At 55.1% G+C, this 18,452-nt stretch carries 15 protein-coding genes; 3 read left to right on the top strand and 12 right to left on the bottom strand.

The window, feature by feature from the left end; all coding sequences use genetic code 11:
• Nucleotides 1–20: 20 nt before the first annotated feature.
• The 10 genes from ACR0AM_RS17250 to ACR0AM_RS17205 form a co-directional block, all read right to left on the bottom strand.
• Nucleotides 21–1,937, bottom strand: a complete 1,917-nt coding sequence (locus tag ACR0AM_RS17250; protein WP_480623574.1) for a beta-galactosidase — start codon at nucleotides 1,935–1,937, stop codon at nucleotides 21–23.
• Entirely contained in the window at nucleotides 1,934–2,794 is an 861-nt protein-coding gene (locus tag ACR0AM_RS17245) for an SMP-30/gluconolactonase/LRE family protein (RefSeq protein ID WP_480623573.1), read from the bottom strand. The genes ACR0AM_RS17250 and ACR0AM_RS17245 overlap by 4 nt, the downstream gene beginning before the upstream one ends.
• A complete protein-coding gene (locus tag ACR0AM_RS17240) occupies nucleotides 2,791–3,396 on the bottom strand; it encodes a 2-dehydro-3-deoxy-6-phosphogalactonate aldolase (protein ID WP_209597322.1) in 606 nt (201 codons plus the stop codon). The genes ACR0AM_RS17245 and ACR0AM_RS17240 overlap by 4 nt, the downstream gene beginning before the upstream one ends.
• Entirely contained in the window at nucleotides 3,393–4,286 is an 894-nt protein-coding gene (locus ACR0AM_RS17235) for a 2-dehydro-3-deoxygalactonokinase (RefSeq protein ID WP_480623572.1), read from the bottom strand. The genes ACR0AM_RS17240 and ACR0AM_RS17235 overlap by 4 nt, the downstream gene beginning before the upstream one ends.
• Before the next feature lie 4 nt (nucleotides 4,287–4,290).
• Nucleotides 4,291–5,055, bottom strand: a complete 765-nt coding sequence (locus ACR0AM_RS17230; protein ID WP_480623571.1) for an SDR family NAD(P)-dependent oxidoreductase — start codon at nucleotides 5,053–5,055, stop codon at nucleotides 4,291–4,293.
• Nucleotides 5,055–6,761, bottom strand: a complete 1,707-nt coding sequence (locus tag ACR0AM_RS17225; RefSeq protein ID WP_480623570.1) for an IlvD/Edd family dehydratase — start codon at nucleotides 6,759–6,761, stop codon at nucleotides 5,055–5,057. Before ACR0AM_RS17225 ends, ACR0AM_RS17230 begins: the two co-directional genes overlap by 1 nt.
• A gap of 58 nt (nucleotides 6,762–6,819) precedes the next feature.
• The gene (gene melA / locus ACR0AM_RS17220; RefSeq protein WP_480623569.1) at nucleotides 6,820–8,160 is read right to left on the bottom strand and encodes an alpha-galactosidase; all 1,341 of its coding nucleotides are present in this window, start codon (nucleotides 8,158–8,160) and stop codon (nucleotides 6,820–6,822) included.
• Nucleotides 8,157–9,005, bottom strand: a complete 849-nt coding sequence (locus ACR0AM_RS17215; RefSeq protein ID WP_480477108.1) for a carbohydrate ABC transporter permease — start codon at nucleotides 9,003–9,005, stop codon at nucleotides 8,157–8,159. Before ACR0AM_RS17215 ends, melA begins: the two co-directional genes overlap by 4 nt.
• A gap of 1 nt (nucleotide 9,006) precedes the next feature.
• Nucleotides 9,007–9,933: a carbohydrate ABC transporter permease gene (locus ACR0AM_RS17210; protein WP_480605659.1), complete on the bottom strand. Its 927-nt coding sequence runs from the start codon at nucleotides 9,931–9,933 to the stop codon at nucleotides 9,007–9,009.
• 91 nt (nucleotides 9,934–10,024) lie between these two features.
• Nucleotides 10,025–11,284, bottom strand: a complete 1,260-nt coding sequence (locus tag ACR0AM_RS17205) for an ABC transporter substrate-binding protein (RefSeq protein ID WP_480623568.1) — start codon at nucleotides 11,282–11,284, stop codon at nucleotides 10,025–10,027.
• A gap of 140 nt (nucleotides 11,285–11,424) precedes the next feature.
• Here ACR0AM_RS17205 and ACR0AM_RS17200 point away from each other — a divergent pair, with 140 nt between their 5' ends.
• From ACR0AM_RS17200 to ACR0AM_RS17190, 3 genes are all read left to right on the top strand, one after another.
• Nucleotides 11,425–12,231, top strand: a complete 807-nt coding sequence (locus ACR0AM_RS17200; RefSeq protein WP_480519836.1) for an IclR family transcriptional regulator — start codon at nucleotides 11,425–11,427, stop codon at nucleotides 12,229–12,231.
• Nucleotides 12,228–13,286 carry an ABC transporter ATP-binding protein gene (locus ACR0AM_RS17195; protein WP_480605663.1) on the top strand — a complete coding sequence of 353 codons (1,059 nt, stop codon included), beginning with the start codon at nucleotides 12,228–12,230 and terminating at the stop codon, nucleotides 13,284–13,286. The genes ACR0AM_RS17200 and ACR0AM_RS17195 overlap by 4 nt, the downstream gene beginning before the upstream one ends.
• A 243-nt stretch (nucleotides 13,287–13,529) precedes the next feature.
• Nucleotides 13,530–15,743, top strand: coding sequence for an NADP-dependent isocitrate dehydrogenase (locus ACR0AM_RS17190; RefSeq protein ID WP_480623567.1), 2,214 nt, complete (start codon nucleotides 13,530–13,532; stop codon nucleotides 15,741–15,743).
• 342 nt (nucleotides 15,744–16,085) lie between these two features.
• On the opposite strand, the gene ACR0AM_RS17185 is transcribed toward ACR0AM_RS17190, so the two are convergent.
• Together ACR0AM_RS17185 and ACR0AM_RS17180 are read right to left on the bottom strand one after the other, a co-directional pair.
• Entirely contained in the window at nucleotides 16,086–17,120 is a 1,035-nt protein-coding gene (locus ACR0AM_RS17185; RefSeq protein ID WP_480623566.1) for a glycosyltransferase family 2 protein, read from the bottom strand.
• 191 nt (nucleotides 17,121–17,311) lie between these two features.
• The gene (locus tag ACR0AM_RS17180; protein WP_480494212.1) at nucleotides 17,312–18,418 is read right to left on the bottom strand and encodes a peptidoglycan-binding protein LysM; all 1,107 of its coding nucleotides are present in this window, start codon (nucleotides 18,416–18,418) and stop codon (nucleotides 17,312–17,314) included.
• Between the last annotated feature and the right edge of the window lie 34 nt (nucleotides 18,419–18,452).

The following is an 18,452-nucleotide window of genomic DNA, read 5'->3' as shown; positions in this document are numbered from 1 at the left end:
CGCATCTGCCCGGACAGGATTCAATTCTGTCCGGGCAGATTGCGCTTCAGGATTTTCACATCACAACCGCCGATGGTAGACCCGTTCCAGACCACCGGTTCAGCGTTATAGTTGATCAGGAACATGTGGTCGGCTGTCTCACGTAGTCGCAGTCCTCGCGGCATTGGCTTCAGGCTCAATCCAGTTTTTTCCGCAGCCAGGCCGATGACGCGATCCCATAATGTTTCGTTTGGGAAGCCTGCAAGATACCAGAACCCGTCCCCTGCCATAAGCGCAGGCGCTCCGTCATCAAACCTCAGAGTTTCTTCGGCTGATCCTGAAAGGCGATCAATCCAATGCTGTGCCGCGCCGCCGCCTCGGACCGTCCGGTTGACAGCGGGGGGCAGTGTTTCGACCAAATCCACGTTGCAATCCAACCCTTTCAGGCCAGGTCGACCAGCGGCGGGGATCTGGAATTCACGGGTAATTGCGCCGCTGCGCGGGCCGAGGATTGCCAGATCCGAGTTGTCCGTTAACCTACGCTCCAAATCCGGGTCAATCGTTGCCAATCCGGGGGCAAGGATCAGTGCATAATGCGCGGACAGGTCATTGGACGGAACGAAATCAATCGACAACCCCGCCCGGCGCAATGCACGATAAGCTGAGAAGACCAACCGGAAATAATCAAAGCCTGCTCCTTGCGGTAGCGATGTCCAGGCCCAGTCCGAGGGGTAATCAAACAGTATGGCAACTTTGGATTGCGCCTGATGCACCTCGCCCAATGTGGATAGCTCATCCGCTGTCTGACGGGCCTCGTGCAAGGCAGGGGCAGGGCGATTGTCCGGTGTTAGCAAACCCGCGTGCATCTGTTCCTGTGCAAAGGGGGCTTGGCGCCATCGAAAGTAGCTCACAACCTCAGCACCGTGGGCGACAGCCTCAAGCGACCACAACCGTACCATTCCGGGCAGGGGTGCCGGGTTATAGGGCGCCCAATTCACCGGACCGGGTTGTTGTTCCATCACCCACCATCGGCCACGGCCTACTGCCCGGTAAAGATCATGGTGAAACGCCTGCATGTCCGGATCGCCTTGCTGAAGAAAGGCGGTCTTGTGGGCTTCGTCATCTTCCAATCGGTCCGATAGAAATCCGATCGGATAACTGTCCCAAGTCGCAATATCCAGATCCGCGCCAACCTCGAAATGGTCGAAATCCAGAATACGGCCCATATAGTTATGCAACAGCGGCGCATCGGTCAAAGTTCGCAATACATCGACCTGAGCTTTGTTGAATGCCACAACCTGATCTGAACTGAACCGACGGAATGCCAATACATGAGCAGGGTTCGGTTCGGTCACAGTTTGATTGGGTAGGTCAATCTCATCGAAGTTGCGATACTCCATTGACCAGAACACGTTTCCCCAGGCCTTGTTCAGTTGTTCTATGGAACTGTATTGAACAGCCAGCCAGCGCCTGAATGCGTTCAGTGCCGGGGTGCTGTAGCTGACGGTTGTGTCGTGACACCCATACTCATTATCGATCTGCCATGCCGCCACGTACGGGTTATGACCATAGCGCTCTCCCAGGACCCGTGCGATGCGGACACATTCGTCGACATAGCCCTTGTGGCTAAAGCAGTAATGTCGCCGTGACCCGAATTTGCGCGTGTTTCCGTGTGCATCCACAGCCAGCATGTCCGGATGTTTGTCCAGCATCCAACGCGGTGGTGTTGCTGTTGGTGTACCAAGCACGACTTTCAATCCTGCCGCGCCAAGTGTTTCAACCGCGCGGTCCAACCATTCGAATTGCAGGGTTCCGGGGTGAGGTTCCAGCCGGCTCCACGCGAACTCTCCAATGCGTACCCACAAGATGCCGGTGTCTACCATGCGCGCGGCATCTTCCGCCCACATCGCCTCGGGCCAGTGTTCAGGGTAGTAACACACACCAAGTTCCGGCTTCATAATATGATCCTGTGTTCTGCCTGCCCTCGCCCCGCGTTTGGCATTGCAAAGGTCATGCCGTTGGTGGGTTGGGATTCAATATCCGCGTTGCTCAACCCCTGGCGCGCTGAGGTGCAGAACAGCGTGCCTAAGCTGTCGCCACCAAAGGCCGGGCAGGACGTATGTGACGCGTCGAAGGAAATGGCCTTCAGGAATTGACCTTCGGGCGTGTAGGCAGCGACACGTCCAATCCCCCATTGCGCGATCCAGATGTTGCCGTCGGCATCAACCACCGCACCGTCCGGGTTCAAGCCTTCTTTGTGAAGGTCCAAAAATACCGTGCTTTCCCCTTCGGGCCATCCGCTTTCTGCATTCAAGCTCCAGCGCCTGACCTGCCTCGTTTTCGTGTCACAGAAATAGGCCACGGATCGATCCGGGGCAAAACAGATTGCATTGGAAATCGTCACATCCGACACGAGACATCTGAGTGTACCTTTCCAGAACCGATAGATTGATCCGGCCCCGGCTTCAGCCTGTTTGCCCATCGTACCGATCCAGAAACCGCCCCAGGGATCAGCGCGACCGTCATTCGAGCGGGTGATTGGGTTGTCTGCCTCGAGCGGCGTGACCAGCGCTCGATGCCCGGACTTCAAGTTAAACTGCCAAAGACCCGTTTCCGACGCCAAAAGCAGTGTATCGCGATCCACCCAGCCTGCGGCGGAGACATGTTCATCGAAATCCCAGCTTATCTGATTTACGCCTTCGCGCGTCATCAGGCGTTTGTTGAGAATGTCGAACCAGAATAGCTGTTGCCGAGCGGGGTGCCATAGCGGACCTTCGCCCAACGCGCATGGGCGGTCGTCAAAGACCGTACTCATCCTGCCGCCTTGTCAAAGGCTGCCACGATCTGCCCCGCGCGTTCTGCGATTTCGACTGTGTCCATGCCGGGTTTGTACAGCGCTGATCCAATCCCGAATCCATCGGCACCAGCTTTGATCCATTGGTCGAAATTTTCAGGCCCGGCACCACCGACGGCAAAGACGCGTGTTTTCTTGGGCAAGACGGGTCGAAGTGCGGCCAATCCTGTAGGGCCTGCCATGACGCCAGGAAACAGCTTAAGTCCTGTGGCCCCGGCTTTGAGAGCGGCAAAAGCTTCGGTCGGCGTGTAAACACCCGGCCAGCTTTGCATCCCCAACGCCAAAGACCGTTTGATCACATCAGCATCATAGTTGGGTGACACGATCAGCCTGCCTCCGGCATTCCGGACGGCGTCCACCTGATCAACTGTTAGTACAGTACCTGCGCCTATCAGGGCGTGATCTTCGAAGGCGCGGGCCAGGATGGAAACGCTGTCGAGCGGATCAGGCGAATTGAGTGGAACTTCGATCCGGTCGATCCCTGCATCAATGATAACTCTACCAACGGCTTCAGCTTCTTGTGGTCGCAAGCCACGCAGAATGGCGATGATGGGGCGGCTCATGCGGTTTGCCTTGTCATGTTTCGCGCCAGCGCCAGTCCGGCCAGCGTTGCTTCGGTGGCGTTTGCAGTCTCAACAAAAGCGCCCTGTTGTTTCAACGCTGCCGCATAGACCCGCGATACGGCATCTGCACCAATGATAGCCAGTTGTTGACCCAGCCAATAGGGACGGGTTGCGGCCAATTCAGCACCAATAAGCAGTCCCGACAGCCGCGCACGCGCGATGCCTTTGTCCTGATTATGCAGCAGGTCCGCAGCCCGCAAGCCGAACAGGCGCGCAGCCAATTGTTCGGGTTTGGACAACGTATCCGCCACAGCGTCGGTAAAGGTATTTTCATCCCATCCTTCGCCTATCGAATGCCGCAGCACAGATTGCGCACTTAACAAATCAAAAAGCTCTCCAGTCATGAGCGTCCGAAAGCTCACGATTTCACCTGCGCTGACCTGAACCCATTTCGTATGGGTTCCTGGAAGGCAGAGGACACCATCCCAGTTCTGGCGAGTTCCCAAAAATCCCGCGATCTGAGTTTCTTCGCCCCGCATCACATCCGGCGGGGTCAATTGCTTTAATCCGGGTATGACGAAGGCTCGGATGCGCGGGTCTGTGCTAGGAACACGGACCGGTACTTGCGGCAAGGGCTGCGACGGAACGGTAGAATAAGGTGCTTCGACCCAGCCTTGGCGTGCACCGACCATACCGCAGGCGATCACATCGATGGGGCTATCCTTCAGCCAGTTTTCAACAAGGTCCAACAGGGTGGTCTGGAACCCGTCGGCTCCGATGCGCGCCATACCCTTGTCGGACTGCGCGCAGTCCAGAACCGTTGCCCCCTGCATGGCCCAGACCCGCAGGTGAGATGTGCCCCAATCAACGGCGATCCAGTCAGTATTCATTGTGTCACCCTGAAACCACGACGCCGCCATCAACCGCCATACACTGACCGGTCATCGCCCGGCTGGCGTTGGATGCCAGGAACAATGTCGGTGCAACCATGTCTTCGGGCGTCAAATGTTCTTTCAGGCATTGTCGATCCAAATGCGCGGCCAAATCTTCGGGCGTCGCCCACATATCCAGTTGTTTTTGCGTCAAGACCCAACCGGGAGCCAGCGCATTCACACGTATGTTCTTTGGTCCCAGTTCGCGGGCCAAAGACCGAGTCATCCCTGTAATGCCCGCATTTGACGTCGTATAGATCGGATAGCCTGCATTGCCCATCATGTAACTGATCGAACTGAAGTTGATGATAACGCCGCCTTCTTTCATTTGCCGGGCCGCTTCCTGACAGGCGAAATAATAGGCTTTCAAGTTTACCTCGATCATCCAGTCCCAGAACTCGGTCGTGGTTTCCTCAAGTGTATGGCGTTGGTCATTGGCCGCGTTGTTGACCAAAACGTTCAGGGGGCCGTGGGCTTCGGCGGCTTTGGCCATTGTTGTGTGAAGAAGCTGGGTGTCAGTCATATCGCCCTGCATGAACAGAGGTGTGCGGCCGTGTTTGTCGCGCATCTCTTCGACAAAACCGCTGGCATCCGATCTGCCGATAAAAGCCACATTGGCCCCCTGAGCCAGAAACCCATCCGTTAATGCCGCGCCCACGCCCGAGCCTCCGCCGGTGATATAGACGGATGAACCGTTCAAGTCATGAAATGTTGCTGGTTGGGTCATCAGTGGCTCTCTCTGGTCACAAGGCGGGTGTCTTTGCCGACAAGGAAATCCAGATCGGCACCTTGATCGGCCTGCAGCACATGATCGACATATAGTTTGGCATACCCGCGGGAATAATGCGGCTTGTCTGGTTTCCATTGGGCTCGGCGCGCGTCCAGTTCTTTTTCGTCCACCAACAGCTCAAGCTTTCCAGCGCTGGCAGATACGCGGATGCGGTCGCCGGTTTTCACCAGCGCCAGTGTGCCGCCCGCCTGTGCCTCGGGGCTGACATGTAGGATGACGGTGCCATAGGCAGTGCCGGACATACGGGCATCCGAGATACGGATCATGTCGCGAACACCTTCCTTAACCAATCTGGCCGGAATCGGCATGTTTCCTACCTCGGGCATCCCGGGATAACCCTTGGGTCCACATCCCTTGAGCACCAGAATGCTCTTGGATGTGACCGGCAGATCAACCCGGTCGATATTGGCTTTCAGGTCTTCGATATTTTCGAAAACGAACGCCTCACCCTCGGTTTCAAGAAGGGCATCTGTTGCGGCAGAAGGTTTGACGATGGCCCCGTTGGGCGCAAGATTGCCGCGTAAAACACGAAGGCCAGCAGCGGGCTTCACCGGATCGTTGAAAGGGCGAATGACGTCGCGGTTGAAACATTCAGCACCTTCGTAGTGGGCCGAGATGTCCTTGTTCAGAACCGTTCTGGCCGGGCGCAGGAAAGGTTTGAGTTCGCTCAGCACAGCCGGCACACCGCCCGCGTAACAGAAATCTTCCATCAGGTATTTGCCTGAGGGCATGCAGTTCACCAGAAGGGGAATCTCTGATCCGATTTCAAAGTCCTTGAGCGTCAGGTCAACGCCCACGCGACCTGCGAGCGCAAGTAGATGCACAACGGCATTGGTCGATCCACCAACGGCCGCATTGGCGAGGATTGCATTCTCGAAGGCTTCCTTAATCAAAATGTCCGATGGTTTCAGGTCTTCGTCGACCATTTCGACAATCCGCTTGCCGGTCAAATGGGCGAGGGCCATGCGGCGGGCGTCAACGGCGGGCAGGGCGGCATTGGTGGGCAGGCTCATGCCCATCGCTTCGACCAGAGACGCCATGGTGCTGGCGGTTCCCATGGTCATGCAGACCCCGGCACTGCGAGACATCCCGGATTCGGCGCTCATGAACTGTTGAAGGGTCATCTCTCCGGCGCGCACAGCTTCGGAAAACTTCCAAACATCGGTTCCTGAGCCAATATCCTGACCGCGATATTTTCCATTCAGCATAGGGCCGGAGCTGACAACGATCGACGGCAGATCGACCGATGCCGCGCCCATCAGCTGGCCTGGCGTGGTCTTGTCGCACCCGCCCAGCAGAACCACACCATCAATGCCATATGCGCGGATCGACTCTTCGACATCCATGGCCAGAAGATTGCGAAACAGCATGGCTGTGGGTTTCATCTGGGTCTCGCCCAACGACATGACCGGGAATTCGACGGGAAAGCCCCCGGCCTCCCACACACCACGCTTTACCCCTTCGGCCAGATCGCGCAGGCCGGAATTGCAAGGGGTTAGCTCCGACCATGTGTTGCAGATTCCGATGATCGGCCGCCCATCGAAGGCGTGATCAGGAAAACCCTGATTTTTCATCCAGGATCGATGGATGAACCCATCCTTGTCGAGTTTCCCGTACCAGTGCTGTGAGCGGCGTTTTGACATTGTTCTGTGATGCTTTTTTAGGTCTGGGTGGATTTGAGTATTTGTAAAAAGGTGAAATTCAAGCGGCGCGAGATGGGCGGCACCAATCTGGCAGCCAGTCGGCATGGGCAGACAGAAGGTCGTTCACCAGATTTCGAATTTGGCGCAGGTCCAGCTCGGCGGCGGTGTGCGGGTCCATCATGGCTGCATGAAAGACATGCTCGGGGTTCTGGTCGACCAATGCCCTGACTGTGAGTTCCTGAACGTTGATCTGGCTACGCATCAGGGCGATCAGCTGCGGTGGGATGTCTGCGATGACAGAAGGTTGAATGCCATTTGCATCAACCAGACACGGTGTTTCGACAGCAGCCCCCATCGGCAGCTGAGGTATCTGGCCGGTGTTTGGCAGATTGCCATATGCCACGTAGGGGGTGTCAGAGATGATTGCGTTCATTATGTCTGCCGCAAACTCATGGCTGCGAGTGACGGCAATGTCGCGCCCGTCGGTCAGGGTTTTGGCCTGCTCTTTCCAGTTGCTCATCTGTTCCACACAGCGGGTCGGGTATTCATCGAGTGGGATTGAGAACTTCTCGATCAGGTCCGCCCGCCCGTCTTTGATGAACCATGGCACGTATTCTGCCAAATGCTCAGAACTTTCGGTGCAGAAATAGCCAAGGTGGTCCATCACTTCGTAGCGCACCTTGTTGGGGCAACGCGGCATCAGCAGCGGGGCCTTGGGCATTCTGCCGCTGACATAACCTTGCCTAAGGGCGGGGTAAAGATCATGGCCCTGATGCTCAAGCCGCAGGAAGAAGGCGACGTGATTGACGCCCGCGACTTTGTAGCGAATGTCGTCTTTTGGCAGGTCCAGATCATGTGCCAGTTCCGCAACCGTGTTCTGAACCGAGTGACACAGACCGACCTGCTTCAATGATGGGTATTTCTCGGCCAGTGCCCAGGTGTTGATGGCCATTGGATTGACGTATTGTAGCAGTGTCGCATCAGGGCATAGCTGCATCATGTCATGCGCCACGCCCCACAAGACTGGCACAGTGCGCAGCCCACGCATGATGCCGCCGACGCCCAGCGTATCCGCGATGGTCTGGCGCAGCCCGTATTGCTTGGGGATTTCAAAATCTGTGACGGTACAGGGCTGGTACCCGCCAATCTGAAAGGCGGTAATAACGAAATCGGCACCATCGAGTGCGGCGCGTCGGTCTGTATGTGTGGATACTGTCGCGTTTGACCGGACCGAACGGATCATGGCGCGGGCTACAGCTTCGCTTTCTGTCAGGCGTACGGGGTCGATATCCATCAGCGCAAAGTGACTGTCCGCCAAAGCGGGGGTCAGCAGAGCATCCCCCACGATGTTCTTCATGAAAATTGTCGAACCTGCTCCGATGAAAGTTATCTTTGTCATTTTACAGCTCCGAGGGTCAGGCCCGCGATAAAGTGCTTTTGCATCAGGAAGAACATGGCAACCGGCGGCAGCGCTGCTACGATCGAGCCCGCGCTCATCAGTTGGTAGGCGGCGCGGAACTGGGCGTTGAAACTGGTTATGCCTGCTGTGACAGGCTGGCTTTCCGCGCCCTGAGTCAGGACGACCGCCCAGAAATAGTCGTTCCAGATGAAAGTGAAGATCAGCACGCTGAGTGCGGCAATTGCGGGTTTCATCAACGGCAAGACCACATACCAGAAGATGCGCCATTCGCTGATACCCTCGACCCGCGCGGCCTCGATTAATTCAAAGGGCAGGGCCCGGATAAAGTTGCGCATGAACAATGTGCAAAAGCCGGTCTGGAAGGCGATGTGGAACAAGACGAGGCCGGTTTTTGTGTTGTAGAGGCCCATATCAAGTGTCAGGTCGCGCACAGGCACCATCAGGATCTGGAATGGCACGAAGTTGCCGGCAACGAACATGAAGAAGATCCACAGGTTCGATTTGAATTTGTAGATGCCCAAAGCAAAGCCGGTCATGGAACTGAGAGCAACGGCACCGATCACCGTAGGAATGGTGATCATGAAAGAGTTCAGCAAGTATCGCGGCATGTCAGAGTTGAAGAATACCAGCCCGTAGTTGACGGCGCCCTCGAAACTGGAAGGCAGGCCCCAATAGTTGGCGTTGGTGAAATCCGCCGCTGGTTTGACCGAAAACAGAGCCACCGCGAGTAGGGGGCCCAGCCACAGCAACAAGGCAAGTGGCAGCATCGCCTGATAGGTGATCTGCGCGGCGCGAGATTGTTTTTCGATGGGTTTGGGAAACATCTCAGTGCCCCCGTTCTTCGCGATACATCGACCAGAGGAAATAAGCGATGAAGCCGAGCATGATCAGGAACAGTACCACAGCGATAGCCGCGCCATACCCCATGCGGAAACCGTACTCAGACAGTGCGACCTCGAACATGTAATAGGCCAGCACTCGGGATGATCCGAATGGCCCGCCCTGTGTCATGATCGAAATCAGGTCGAAACTGCGGAGCGCCCCGATGATTGTCACGACGAATGCTATGAAAGTGGCCGGGCGCAACTGTGGCAGAATGATGTGCCACAGCATTCTCAAGCCTTTGGCACCGTCCAGGCGTCCGGCTTCGATCTGTTCGGGGTCGACGGCATTCAGACCGGTGAGGTAGAGGATCATGCAATAGGCGGTTTGCGGCCAAAGGCCCGCGACGATGATGCCGTAGGTAACCAAACGCTCGTCGCCCAGCACGTTCAATGGACCCATTCCGAGAAAGCCGAGAAACTCATTCAGAAGACCAAATGTCGGGTCATAAAACCACGTGAATACAAGGCCAACAACAACCTGAGAGATGACAAATGGAAAGAAAAACAGCGATTTGTAAAGGCGGATACCCCAGACCGTCTGGTTCAGAAACAAAGCGATGAAAAGGCCCGCCGGAATGGCCAGAAGATACAGGATCAGCCAGATCAGGTTGTTCTTGAGCGAGATATAGAATGCGTCCCGGTCAACCCATTCCCAATACAAATCTTCATAGTTACGCATGCCGACATATTCGGCGGCACCCAACCCATCCCACTCGTACAGTGACAGGTTGAAGGACTGGAAGACCGGAATGATCACATAGACCATGAAGAACAGCAGGCCCGGAGCAAGGAATAGCCACGGGGCGATGCGTTGTTGGTTTCTGTGGAACCAGTTCTCCTGATCAGGGGCGTCAGCGGCAGTGGTCATGGGTGTCCTGGGTTTGTTTGGGTAAGGCGGGTTGAAACCACCTTACATTCTGTGGCGAGGTAGGCCGGGCCCGAGCCCGGCCCAAGCCTGATTAGTTGTCGTAGATACGCTCTCGCGCGCGTTCCAGCTTGGCCAGAATACGGTCAGCATTGTCTGGTTTAACCATGAATTCCTGGAAACCTTCCATTGACACTTTGGCCATTTCAGCCGGTGCGTCGCGGTCCCAGAACTGAGCCACTCCGCCGGGGCTGTTGGTCGAGAGCATCGAAAAGCCCTGCTGCAGGAATTTGTCATCGTCTACTGAGGATTGCGCGTTCACCGGCAACTGACCGAGGTTCGATCCGTTGTTGATCTCGGTCTGTTCATCCGACGAGACAACAAAGCGCAGGAACTCTCGTGCGGCTTCTTTGTTCGAGGCGTTCGCCGGGATGTGGAACGTATCGGTCGGCGCGTCTTCAGCCAATTCGACATCAGGGTTGATTGACACGAATTGGTAGAAATCCAGCTGATCATCTGTCAGCCCTGCTTCACGCAAAGGTGCGACTGCAAAATTTCCCATCAGATACGCTGCGGCTTCTCCATTGACCATGAACGGCAAAGCCTCCTGCCAGCTGTAGGTCTGATGGTTGTCAATGAAAGCCCCCATGTCGATCAACTGCTTCCAGTTTGCAAAGGTCTGCTTGACCCGGTCATCTTCCCAGCTGATTTCGCCGTTGGCCAGTTGATTGTGGAACTCGAACCCGTTGGTGCGCATGTTCAGGTAGTCAAACCAACCGCCAGCGGTCCAAAGAAATTTGGTGCCAATGGTATAGCAAGCACGGCCTGAATCGACGATCTTCTGGCAATTTGCCAGCTCTTCTTCCCAAGTGGTCGGTTCGCTGAGGCCTAATTCGTCAAAGATATCTTTACGATAGTAAACGCCCCACTGGTAGTAAGTGTAGGGGACGCCCCATTGTTTGCCATCGATGGTCATCGCGCCTTTGGTTGATGCCAGGTTTTCAGCAATTTCAGGTTCCGCCCAAAGATCCGAGACGTCTTCGAACAGACCGGCCTCAACATATGGTTTCATACGGTTGGCGGCGTACCAAGTGGCCACGTCAGGTGTGTCAGCCGTCAGAAAGTTGCGGATCTGGGTCTTATACGCTTCGCGGTCGATAACCGTGGTTTCGATCTCTAGGCCGGGGTGCTGCGCTGCAAACCGCTCGATCATCGCTTCCATCGTTGCGCGCGGGGCCGGGTTAGACGTGTCCAGGAATATCCGAAGCTCTCCATTTAGGTCAGCAGCCACCGGTGCCGCCATAGCAACGCCAAGTGCCAGCGCAGCGGTTGTGCGCTTGAAAGTGGAATACATGGTTTCCTCCCTGTTGTTTCCACAAAAGTTCCAAATAATGAAACAATGTTTTATATATTGAAAACTACACATCGACTCGGTTAGTCTTGTCAAGACCCTCGTGCGAACTGCGATGGGCAAGCGGAGGAGAACGGACGCCCGTGTCAGGTGACGGAACTATTGGCAAAGCATGTGACGTGCTGGATCAGGTCGCCGCATTTCAGCGCCCTGTGCGATTTTCGGAGTTGCTGGACGGCAGCGATTTTCCGAAAGCAACATTGTATCGGTTTTTGCAATCATTAACCAATCAGGGAATGCTATGTTACGACCCCGAGCGCCAAACCTACGCGCCGGGTATGCGTTTGGTACGGCTTGCGCATGCAGCCTGGACCCAAAGCTCACTGGCCCCTATCGCACGTCCGTTCCTCGATATTCTAAGCCAGGAAACTGGAGAGACTGTGCATTTGGCGCAGCTCGATGCTGGTCAGGTTCTATACGTAGACAAACGCAACGCAGCGCAACCGATTGAGATGTATTCTCAGGCGGGTAAGGTGGGCCCTGCCTACTGCACGGGTGTCGGCAAGGCGATGCTTGCCTTTCTGAATGAAAGTGACCTTAACCGGGCAATTTCGCAGCAGAGTTTTCATCGCTTTACCGACAAGACCCTGACGTCCGACAATGACCTGCGCACGGATCTTGATCGAATTCGCAGCAAGGGTTTTGCCGTTGATGACGAAGAACATGAACCCGGAATTATTTGCGTCGCCTGCCCTGTTCTTACAACAAACGGCCGTGTCCTGGGCGCAATCTCAGTAACCGGCTCGACCCAGCGAATGGATTTTGAACAACTCGAGGCATGGGTGCCTCGTGTGCGGCGGGTGGCTGAACAAATCAGCACCGAGGCGCAGGCATGGCGTTTCCCTGAAACGCGACCAGACCTCGGCAATGACAGGATGCAAGCGACATGACAGGTGTAACCCTGAACCAAGCAATAAAGCGGTACGGCCAGACGCAAGTCATTCACGGAATCGACTTGCAGATCGAAGATGGTGAGTTCTGTGTTTTCGTTGGCCCTTCGGGATGTGGCAAATCCACTTTGCTACGGATGATCGCAGGTTTGGAAGAAACGTCGGAAGGCAAGATCCACATTGGAGCGCGGGACGTTACCCATATGGACCCGGCCAAACGCGGTGTGGCGATGGTCTTCCAGACCTATGCGCTTTATCCGCATATGACCGTGGCGGAAAATATGGGCTTTGGGTTGCGCATGAACGGTGTCCCAAAGGCCGAGATCACCAGAAAAGTGCAGGAAGCCTCGAACATTCTGAAGCTAGACCAATATCTCAAACGCAAACCCAAGGCTCTGTCTGGTGGGCAACGGCAGCGGGTTGCGATTGGCCGTGCCATCGTTCGGGGCCCCGACGTTTTCCTGTTTGACGAACCCTTGTCCAATCTGGACGCCGAGTTGCGCGTGGAAATGCGTGTTGAGATCGCGCGCCTTCATCAGGAAATCGGCGCGACAATGATTTACGTGACCCATGATCAGGTCGAAGCCATGACCATGGCCGACAAGATCGTCGTGCTGCGAGATGGTCGTATTGAACAGGTCGGGGCTCCGATGGATTTGTACCGTGATCCCGACAACCGGTTTGTCGCAGGCTTCATCGGTTCGCCTGCAATGAACTTTCTGGAATGTGATTATGGGGATGGCCATGTCTCCCATCCCGCGCTAGGCAAGCCGTTGCCCGTTTCTGCGACTATCCCCTCCGGTCGGACCAAGGTGACATTGGGCATGCGGCCCGAACATATTCAGATTGACCGTTCGGCCGATGCCTGCACCGTGGACCTGACCGAAGCCTTGGGTGGTGTTTCCTATTCCTATTTACGGACACCAAATGATGACAAACTTATTGTTGAGGAACGGGACGATCAGAGAAGCAGAACCGGAGATCGGATCGGCATCGCCATACAGCCAGAGCGTGTGATGTTTTTTGATCCAGAGACCGGGCAACGGTATCGTTAATCAAGGCTTTCCAGCCCATGGACAGTCTTCCCCGCCCCAAGAGTTACACGACACTTTATCTGACCCGTGGCAAAACGCGCGGGCAGATGCGATTGATTCCAAGTCAAACGTGATTTAAGGGAAGCCCTGTCAAAACAGAGTCACCCAGGGGCTGTATCGTGGTTTAGCCCCTCTCACGCCACGCAATTGTGGTTGCAACTCTTGGATCGCACGCCCCGAAAGGCTTAAAAAAGGTAAAAGAATATGGCAGATAAATCGAACTTCGACATATTGTATACCATTGTAGACGAAGCGCCAGAGCTGGCCAGCGCCTCGTTCCTGCCCATCATCCGCAAGTTCGCATCTGCTGCGGGCGTCCGCGTTGGCACCAAAGATATTTCTCTGGCGGGACGTATTCTGGCAGCATTCCCCGAAAACCTTACCGACGATCAGCGTGTAAGCGACGATCTGGCTGATTTGGGCGAGCTGGTGAAGACACCTGATGCCAATGTCATCAAGCTGCCGAATATCTCTGCCTCGGTTCCACAGTTGGTTGCGGCCGTCGAAGAACTGCAATCGCAGGGTTACGACATTCCGACCTACCCCGCAGAACCTGCAACGGATGAGGAAAAGGCGATCCGCGCCCGTTATGACGCGATCAAAGGTTCTGCTGTTAACCCGGTTCTGCGCGAAGGGAACAGCGACCGCCGTGCGGCGCGTGCGGTGAAAAACTATGCTCAGAACAACCCGCATTCGATGGGCGAATGGGCGTCGGACAGCAAGACCAAAGTGTCGTCAATGTCGGCCAATGATTTCTATGCAAACGAGATTTCGGCCACCATTACCGCAGCACAAGCAGGCGATGCTAAAATTGAATTTGTGGGCAAGGATGGTGACGTCACCGTTCTGAAAGACGGCTGGTCGCTGGAAGAAGGAACCATAGCCGACGCGACTTTCATGTCGGTCAAGGCACTGTCTACGTTCCTTGCAGATGCCATTGAGGACACCAAGAAAGACGGGACCATGTTCTCGCTGCATATGAAAGCCACGATGATGAAGGTTTCAGACCCGATCATCTTTGGATATGCGGTCAAAGCCTGGCTGGCCCCCGTGTTCGAAAAGTTTGGCGCGGAACTGGATGCGTTGGGTGTGAACCCAAATTCAGGTCTGGGCGCTCTGCTGGAGCGCGTACAGGGTCACGCCGACATCATGACGGCCATCGACGCGCTCAAGGCGGACCGCCCGTCCATGTATATGGTGGATTCGGACCGCGGAATCACGAACCTGCATGTCCCATCGGATGTGATCATTGATGCCTCAATGCCTGCAGTGATCCGCGCCGGGGGTAAGGGCTGGGATGAGACGGGTGCCAAAGGTGACACCAACTGTGTGATCCCTGATCGCTGCTACGCGACTGTCTATGATGAGGCCATTAAGTTCTTCAAAGCCAATGGCGCGTTGAACCCGTCCACTGCCGGAGCCGTGGCGAACGTGGGCCTGATGGCTCAGAAAGCCGAGGAATACGGTTCGCACCCGACAACTTTCGAGGCACCGGCGGATGGTACAATCCGCATCGTTCTGCCCAATGGTGAAACGTTGCACAGCCACGGTGTCGAGGCCGGCGATATCTGGCGCGCCTGCACCGTCAAAAAGGCGCCAATTGAGAACTGGATTCAGTTGGCCATGGACCGTCAGCGTCTGACCGGTTCCGAGGCGATTTTCTGGTTGGACGCAAACCGGGCCCATGACGCAGAGCTTATCAAATATGTCAAACCGGCGCTTGAGGCCGCTGGTGTGGCCGACAAGTTCCTGATCATGGCCCCACGCGAAGCGACCCGTCAGTCGTTGGAGACGATCACAGCAGGTAATGACTCGATTGCCATCACCGGCAACGTGCTGCGGGATTATCTGACTGACCTGTTTCCAATCCTGGAACTGGGTACCTCGGCCAAGATGCTCTCCATCGTCAAACTGATGAACGGTGGCGGTTTGTTCGAAACTGGAGCTGGTGGTTCGGCGCCCAAACACGTGCAGCAGTTGGTCGAGGAAAACCATCTGCGCTGGGATTCGATGGGTGAGTTCTGTGCGTTGGGTGAATCTCTGAACTTCCTTGCCGATAGCAAAGGCAACGAAAAAGCGGGCATTCTGGGTGCAGCGGCCGAAGCGGCGACGCAGGGTATTCTGGACAACAACCGCTCACCCAGCCGCAAAGTTGGTCAGCCGGACAATCGCGACAGCCACTATTGGTTTGCACGCTACTGGGCTGAGGCTTTGGCCGCCCAGTCCGAAGATACGGAACTGGCTGCCGAGTTTGCATCGCTGGCCAAGGATCTGGCCGTCAACGAAGGGCAAATCCTGTCGGAGTTGGCCGCAGCGCAAGGTCAAGCTGCGGATTTGGGCGGTTACTATCACACCGATCCGGCCAAAACGGCAGCGGTTATGCGGCCCAGCACAACGTTGAACACAATCATTGGCTAATCGCTAACGGCAAAACAGGTGATCCTTTTTTGTATTGTCGACACTGTCACGGAAAGTGGGTTGAGAAAAGTATTATGCATTTACAATGCTTTATAATGAATTTGTTTGTACTTACGGGATTCCCCTAATAGCACGGCAGCGCAGACTGCTTTAAACCTTGGATAACACAGAATTTCACTGGTGATGCCTCAGGGCCTTATCACTCACTCAGAGAATGACCAGCATTTGGGGTGCTGGTCATTTCATTTTGGTTCTCAGAATTTGCTGGGCAGCCAAGCAGTTCAACCATGGTTGAACACGAACACTATATCGAGTGCTCACAAAAATACTGGAGACTGGGTCTTAGCCAACGCGCCGGGGTTCTGGGTTGGCAATCGGCGTCTGTGTTCTTTTCGTTACGTACGCTGCAACACCTTTGTGTCGCAGATAAGACAGGCGACGCGCCTCACGCCGGGCAAGTGCCAGAGATTCCAGGATCAGCGCGCACACGATTGACAGCATGGTTCCGACAAAACCGGATACCGCGACAACCAAGGACGGAATTCGGTCAACCAAGCCAGTTTCCAAAAACTCGCGGAAAACCGATACGAATACGGACAGCGAAGGTAAGAATATCAACAATGCCAAAGACAGGAAGAACGCGATTGGCTTTTCGTCTTTGATCAAAAGGCCAATCATTTTGAGAATTCGCCACCCATCTGAATATGTGGCCAGTTTGGAGTTCGAATCCGGAAGCCGTGAGACATATTTTGTCTCTACTTCTCCAATCGGCATACGCATCTGCATCGCGTGCACTGTAAGTTCAGTTTCAATTTCGAAACCGTTGGAAACCGCTGGAAAGCTTTTGACAAAGCGTCTGCTGAAAACACGATAACCGGACAGCAGGTCGTTGATTTTGCTGTTAAAGAAGAATTTTACCAGTCCGCTGAACAAGGCGTTTCCAAACTTATGACCCCTACGATAGGCTTGAATGTCCTCGTTAACACGCGCGCCATTAACCATATCAAGGTTCTGCGAGACCAGCAGATTAATCATGTCAGGTGCTGCCATACTGTCGTAGGTCGCATCCCCGTCTGCCATAACGTAGACATCCGCATCTACGTCAGCAAACATCCTACGGACAACGTTGCCTTTACCCTGATATGTTTCAGAATAGACCAGCGCGCCAGCGTCTTGCGCCATTCTGGCTGAGCCGTCCGTGGAATTGTTGTCGAATACGTAGATTACCGCCTCCGGCAGGGCGGCGCGGAACTGCTTGACAGTTTCACCAATGGCAATCGCCTCATTGTAACACGGTAAGATAACAGCAACCTCCAGCCCCGGCCATGACGCCCGTGTCAGAGATCCGTTTCTTAATTTCAAGGCAGCCTGTATCATACGTAACTCAAGCTCGCTCGGGTGTGTCATTTGAAGGAAAATTGCACTTCATTCCCAAGATGCTGCGCGCATGAGGCATTTCTGAAGCAGATAAATGGCCGAATTTTGGCATCCGATTGAAACGCCCTGATAATTCAAAAAAAATGGGCCGGTTCAAGTACCGGCCCCAAAGTTTCAGCTGAACCGAGGGATCAGTTCGAAGCTGCGTTCAACTTTGCGTTTTGCTCACGCAGCGTATCCGAGATGATCGCGTACCATTCACCGGATTGACGCATTTCGATCAGACCCTTGTTCATCATCGCGATGTATTCGCGCGCGAACGGGTTGGTGCGATGCGCAAGGAAGCTCATCGACGACAGTGTAGACACATAGGGGTTCTCAACGATGTCAGCCGAAGTCAAACCCATGTCTTTCATTGTCGATGCGAACAGATCAACTTCGAATGCCGCAACATCTGCGGTTCCGGTCAATACAGCGTCAAGGCAATCACGGGCCGAGCTCGGCTGAACCACAGTCGTGTTCTCGCGGTTCAGTCCCTGTTCTTCCAGAACAACCATGCTCCAGCCTGCCATACGGCAAATAGTCGAACCTTCTAGGTCCTTGAAGCTGGTCGCGCTTGCGTATTCGCTTTCCGGCAGTGTGAAGAAGCCACCGACGATATCGTAAACCGGGACGGAAGCTACGAATTGAGTGCAGCGAGCTTCGGTTTCCGGGGACCATTCGTATGTACGATTGGTACAATCCGGAACGGTCCATGCAATTGAAATATCAAAGGCACCAAGCGGCAACAGTGTATCCAGATGCGAACTCCAGTCGTCGACAAAGCTGACTGAATACTCACGGCTGTTTCCGGCCCGCTGAAGGCTGGTCGTTGCCAGGCGGGTCATGATTCCCCCGCCGTTCAGAGATTCGGTTGTGAACGGTTCCCATCCGTTACCCGCCACCATCTTGATCGGCGGCGCATAGACATTCGAGCGCTTGACGCTGGCTGCGCGCTTTTCTTCAGCAGCGATGATTTCCTGCGCGCTTTGGCCGTTCGGCAGGCTGCCGTCTTCACAGGGTAGGGCCAGCACCAGCCCAGGATTAAGAGACCCCGGGTTTGTGATAGCGTTCCTGTTCGCGTTGAAGATCGGCTGGTAGTTCGAGGTGCCATAGGCGGCGATGGCGATGGTTGCCAACGTGTCGCCGTCTTGCACTGTATAGTTTGTACACGCTTCCTGTGCAGCGGCCGCACCCGCGCTCAGAGCTGTGATGGCGGTTGCCGACAGCACTAGTTTCTTAATCTTCTCGTTAAACATTTCCACTTCCTCCAGACTTTTGTTTGTCAGGCCA

Source organism: Ruegeria sp. AD9, from assembly GCF_056542305.1.
The sequence above is the reverse complement of the archived record's forward strand: the minus strand, read 5'-3'. Positions and strand labels throughout refer to the sequence as shown.

What these genes read in the sequence shown, in the direction of transcription:
- ACR0AM_RS17230 (WP_480623571.1), bottom strand. Translation starts at nt 5,055, where the DNA reads ATGACCCAACCAGCAACATTTCATGACTTGAACGGTTCATCCGTCTAT.
- ACR0AM_RS17195 (WP_480605663.1), top strand. Translation starts at nt 12,228, where the DNA reads ATGACAGGTGTAACCCTGAACCAAGCAATAAAGCGGTACGGCCAGACG.
- ACR0AM_RS17210 (WP_480605659.1), bottom strand. Translation starts at nt 9,933, where the DNA reads ATGACCACTGCCGCTGACGCCCCTGATCAGGAGAACTGGTTCCACAGA.
- ACR0AM_RS17185 (WP_480623566.1), bottom strand. Translation starts at nt 17,120, where the DNA reads ATGATACAGGCTGCCTTGAAATTAAGAAACGGATCTCTGACACGGGCG.
- melA (WP_480623569.1), bottom strand. Translation starts at nt 8,160, where the DNA reads ATGACAAAGATAACTTTCATCGGAGCAGGTTCGACAATTTTCATGAAG.
- ACR0AM_RS17205 (WP_480623568.1), bottom strand. Translation starts at nt 11,284, where the DNA reads ATGTATTCCACTTTCAAGCGCACAACCGCTGCGCTGGCACTTGGCGTT.
- ACR0AM_RS17245 (WP_480623573.1), bottom strand. Translation starts at nt 2,794, where the DNA reads ATGAGTACGGTCTTTGACGACCGCCCATGCGCGTTGGGCGAAGGTCCG.
- ACR0AM_RS17250 (WP_480623574.1), bottom strand. Translation starts at nt 1,937, where the DNA reads ATGAAGCCGGAACTTGGTGTGTGTTACTACCCTGAACACTGGCCCGAG.
- ACR0AM_RS17190 (WP_480623567.1), top strand. Translation starts at nt 13,530, where the DNA reads ATGGCAGATAAATCGAACTTCGACATATTGTATACCATTGTAGACGAA.
- ACR0AM_RS17235 (WP_480623572.1), bottom strand. Translation starts at nt 4,286, where the DNA reads ATGAATACTGACTGGATCGCCGTTGATTGGGGCACATCTCACCTGCGG.
- ACR0AM_RS17240 (WP_209597322.1), bottom strand. Translation starts at nt 3,396, where the DNA reads ATGAGCCGCCCCATCATCGCCATTCTGCGTGGCTTGCGACCACAAGAA.
- ACR0AM_RS17215 (WP_480477108.1), bottom strand. Translation starts at nt 9,005, where the DNA reads ATGTTTCCCAAACCCATCGAAAAACAATCTCGCGCCGCGCAGATCACC.
- ACR0AM_RS17180 (WP_480494212.1), bottom strand. Translation starts at nt 18,418, where the DNA reads ATGTTTAACGAGAAGATTAAGAAACTAGTGCTGTCGGCAACCGCCATC.
- ACR0AM_RS17225 (WP_480623570.1), bottom strand. Translation starts at nt 6,761, where the DNA reads ATGTCAAAACGCCGCTCACAGCACTGGTACGGGAAACTCGACAAGGAT.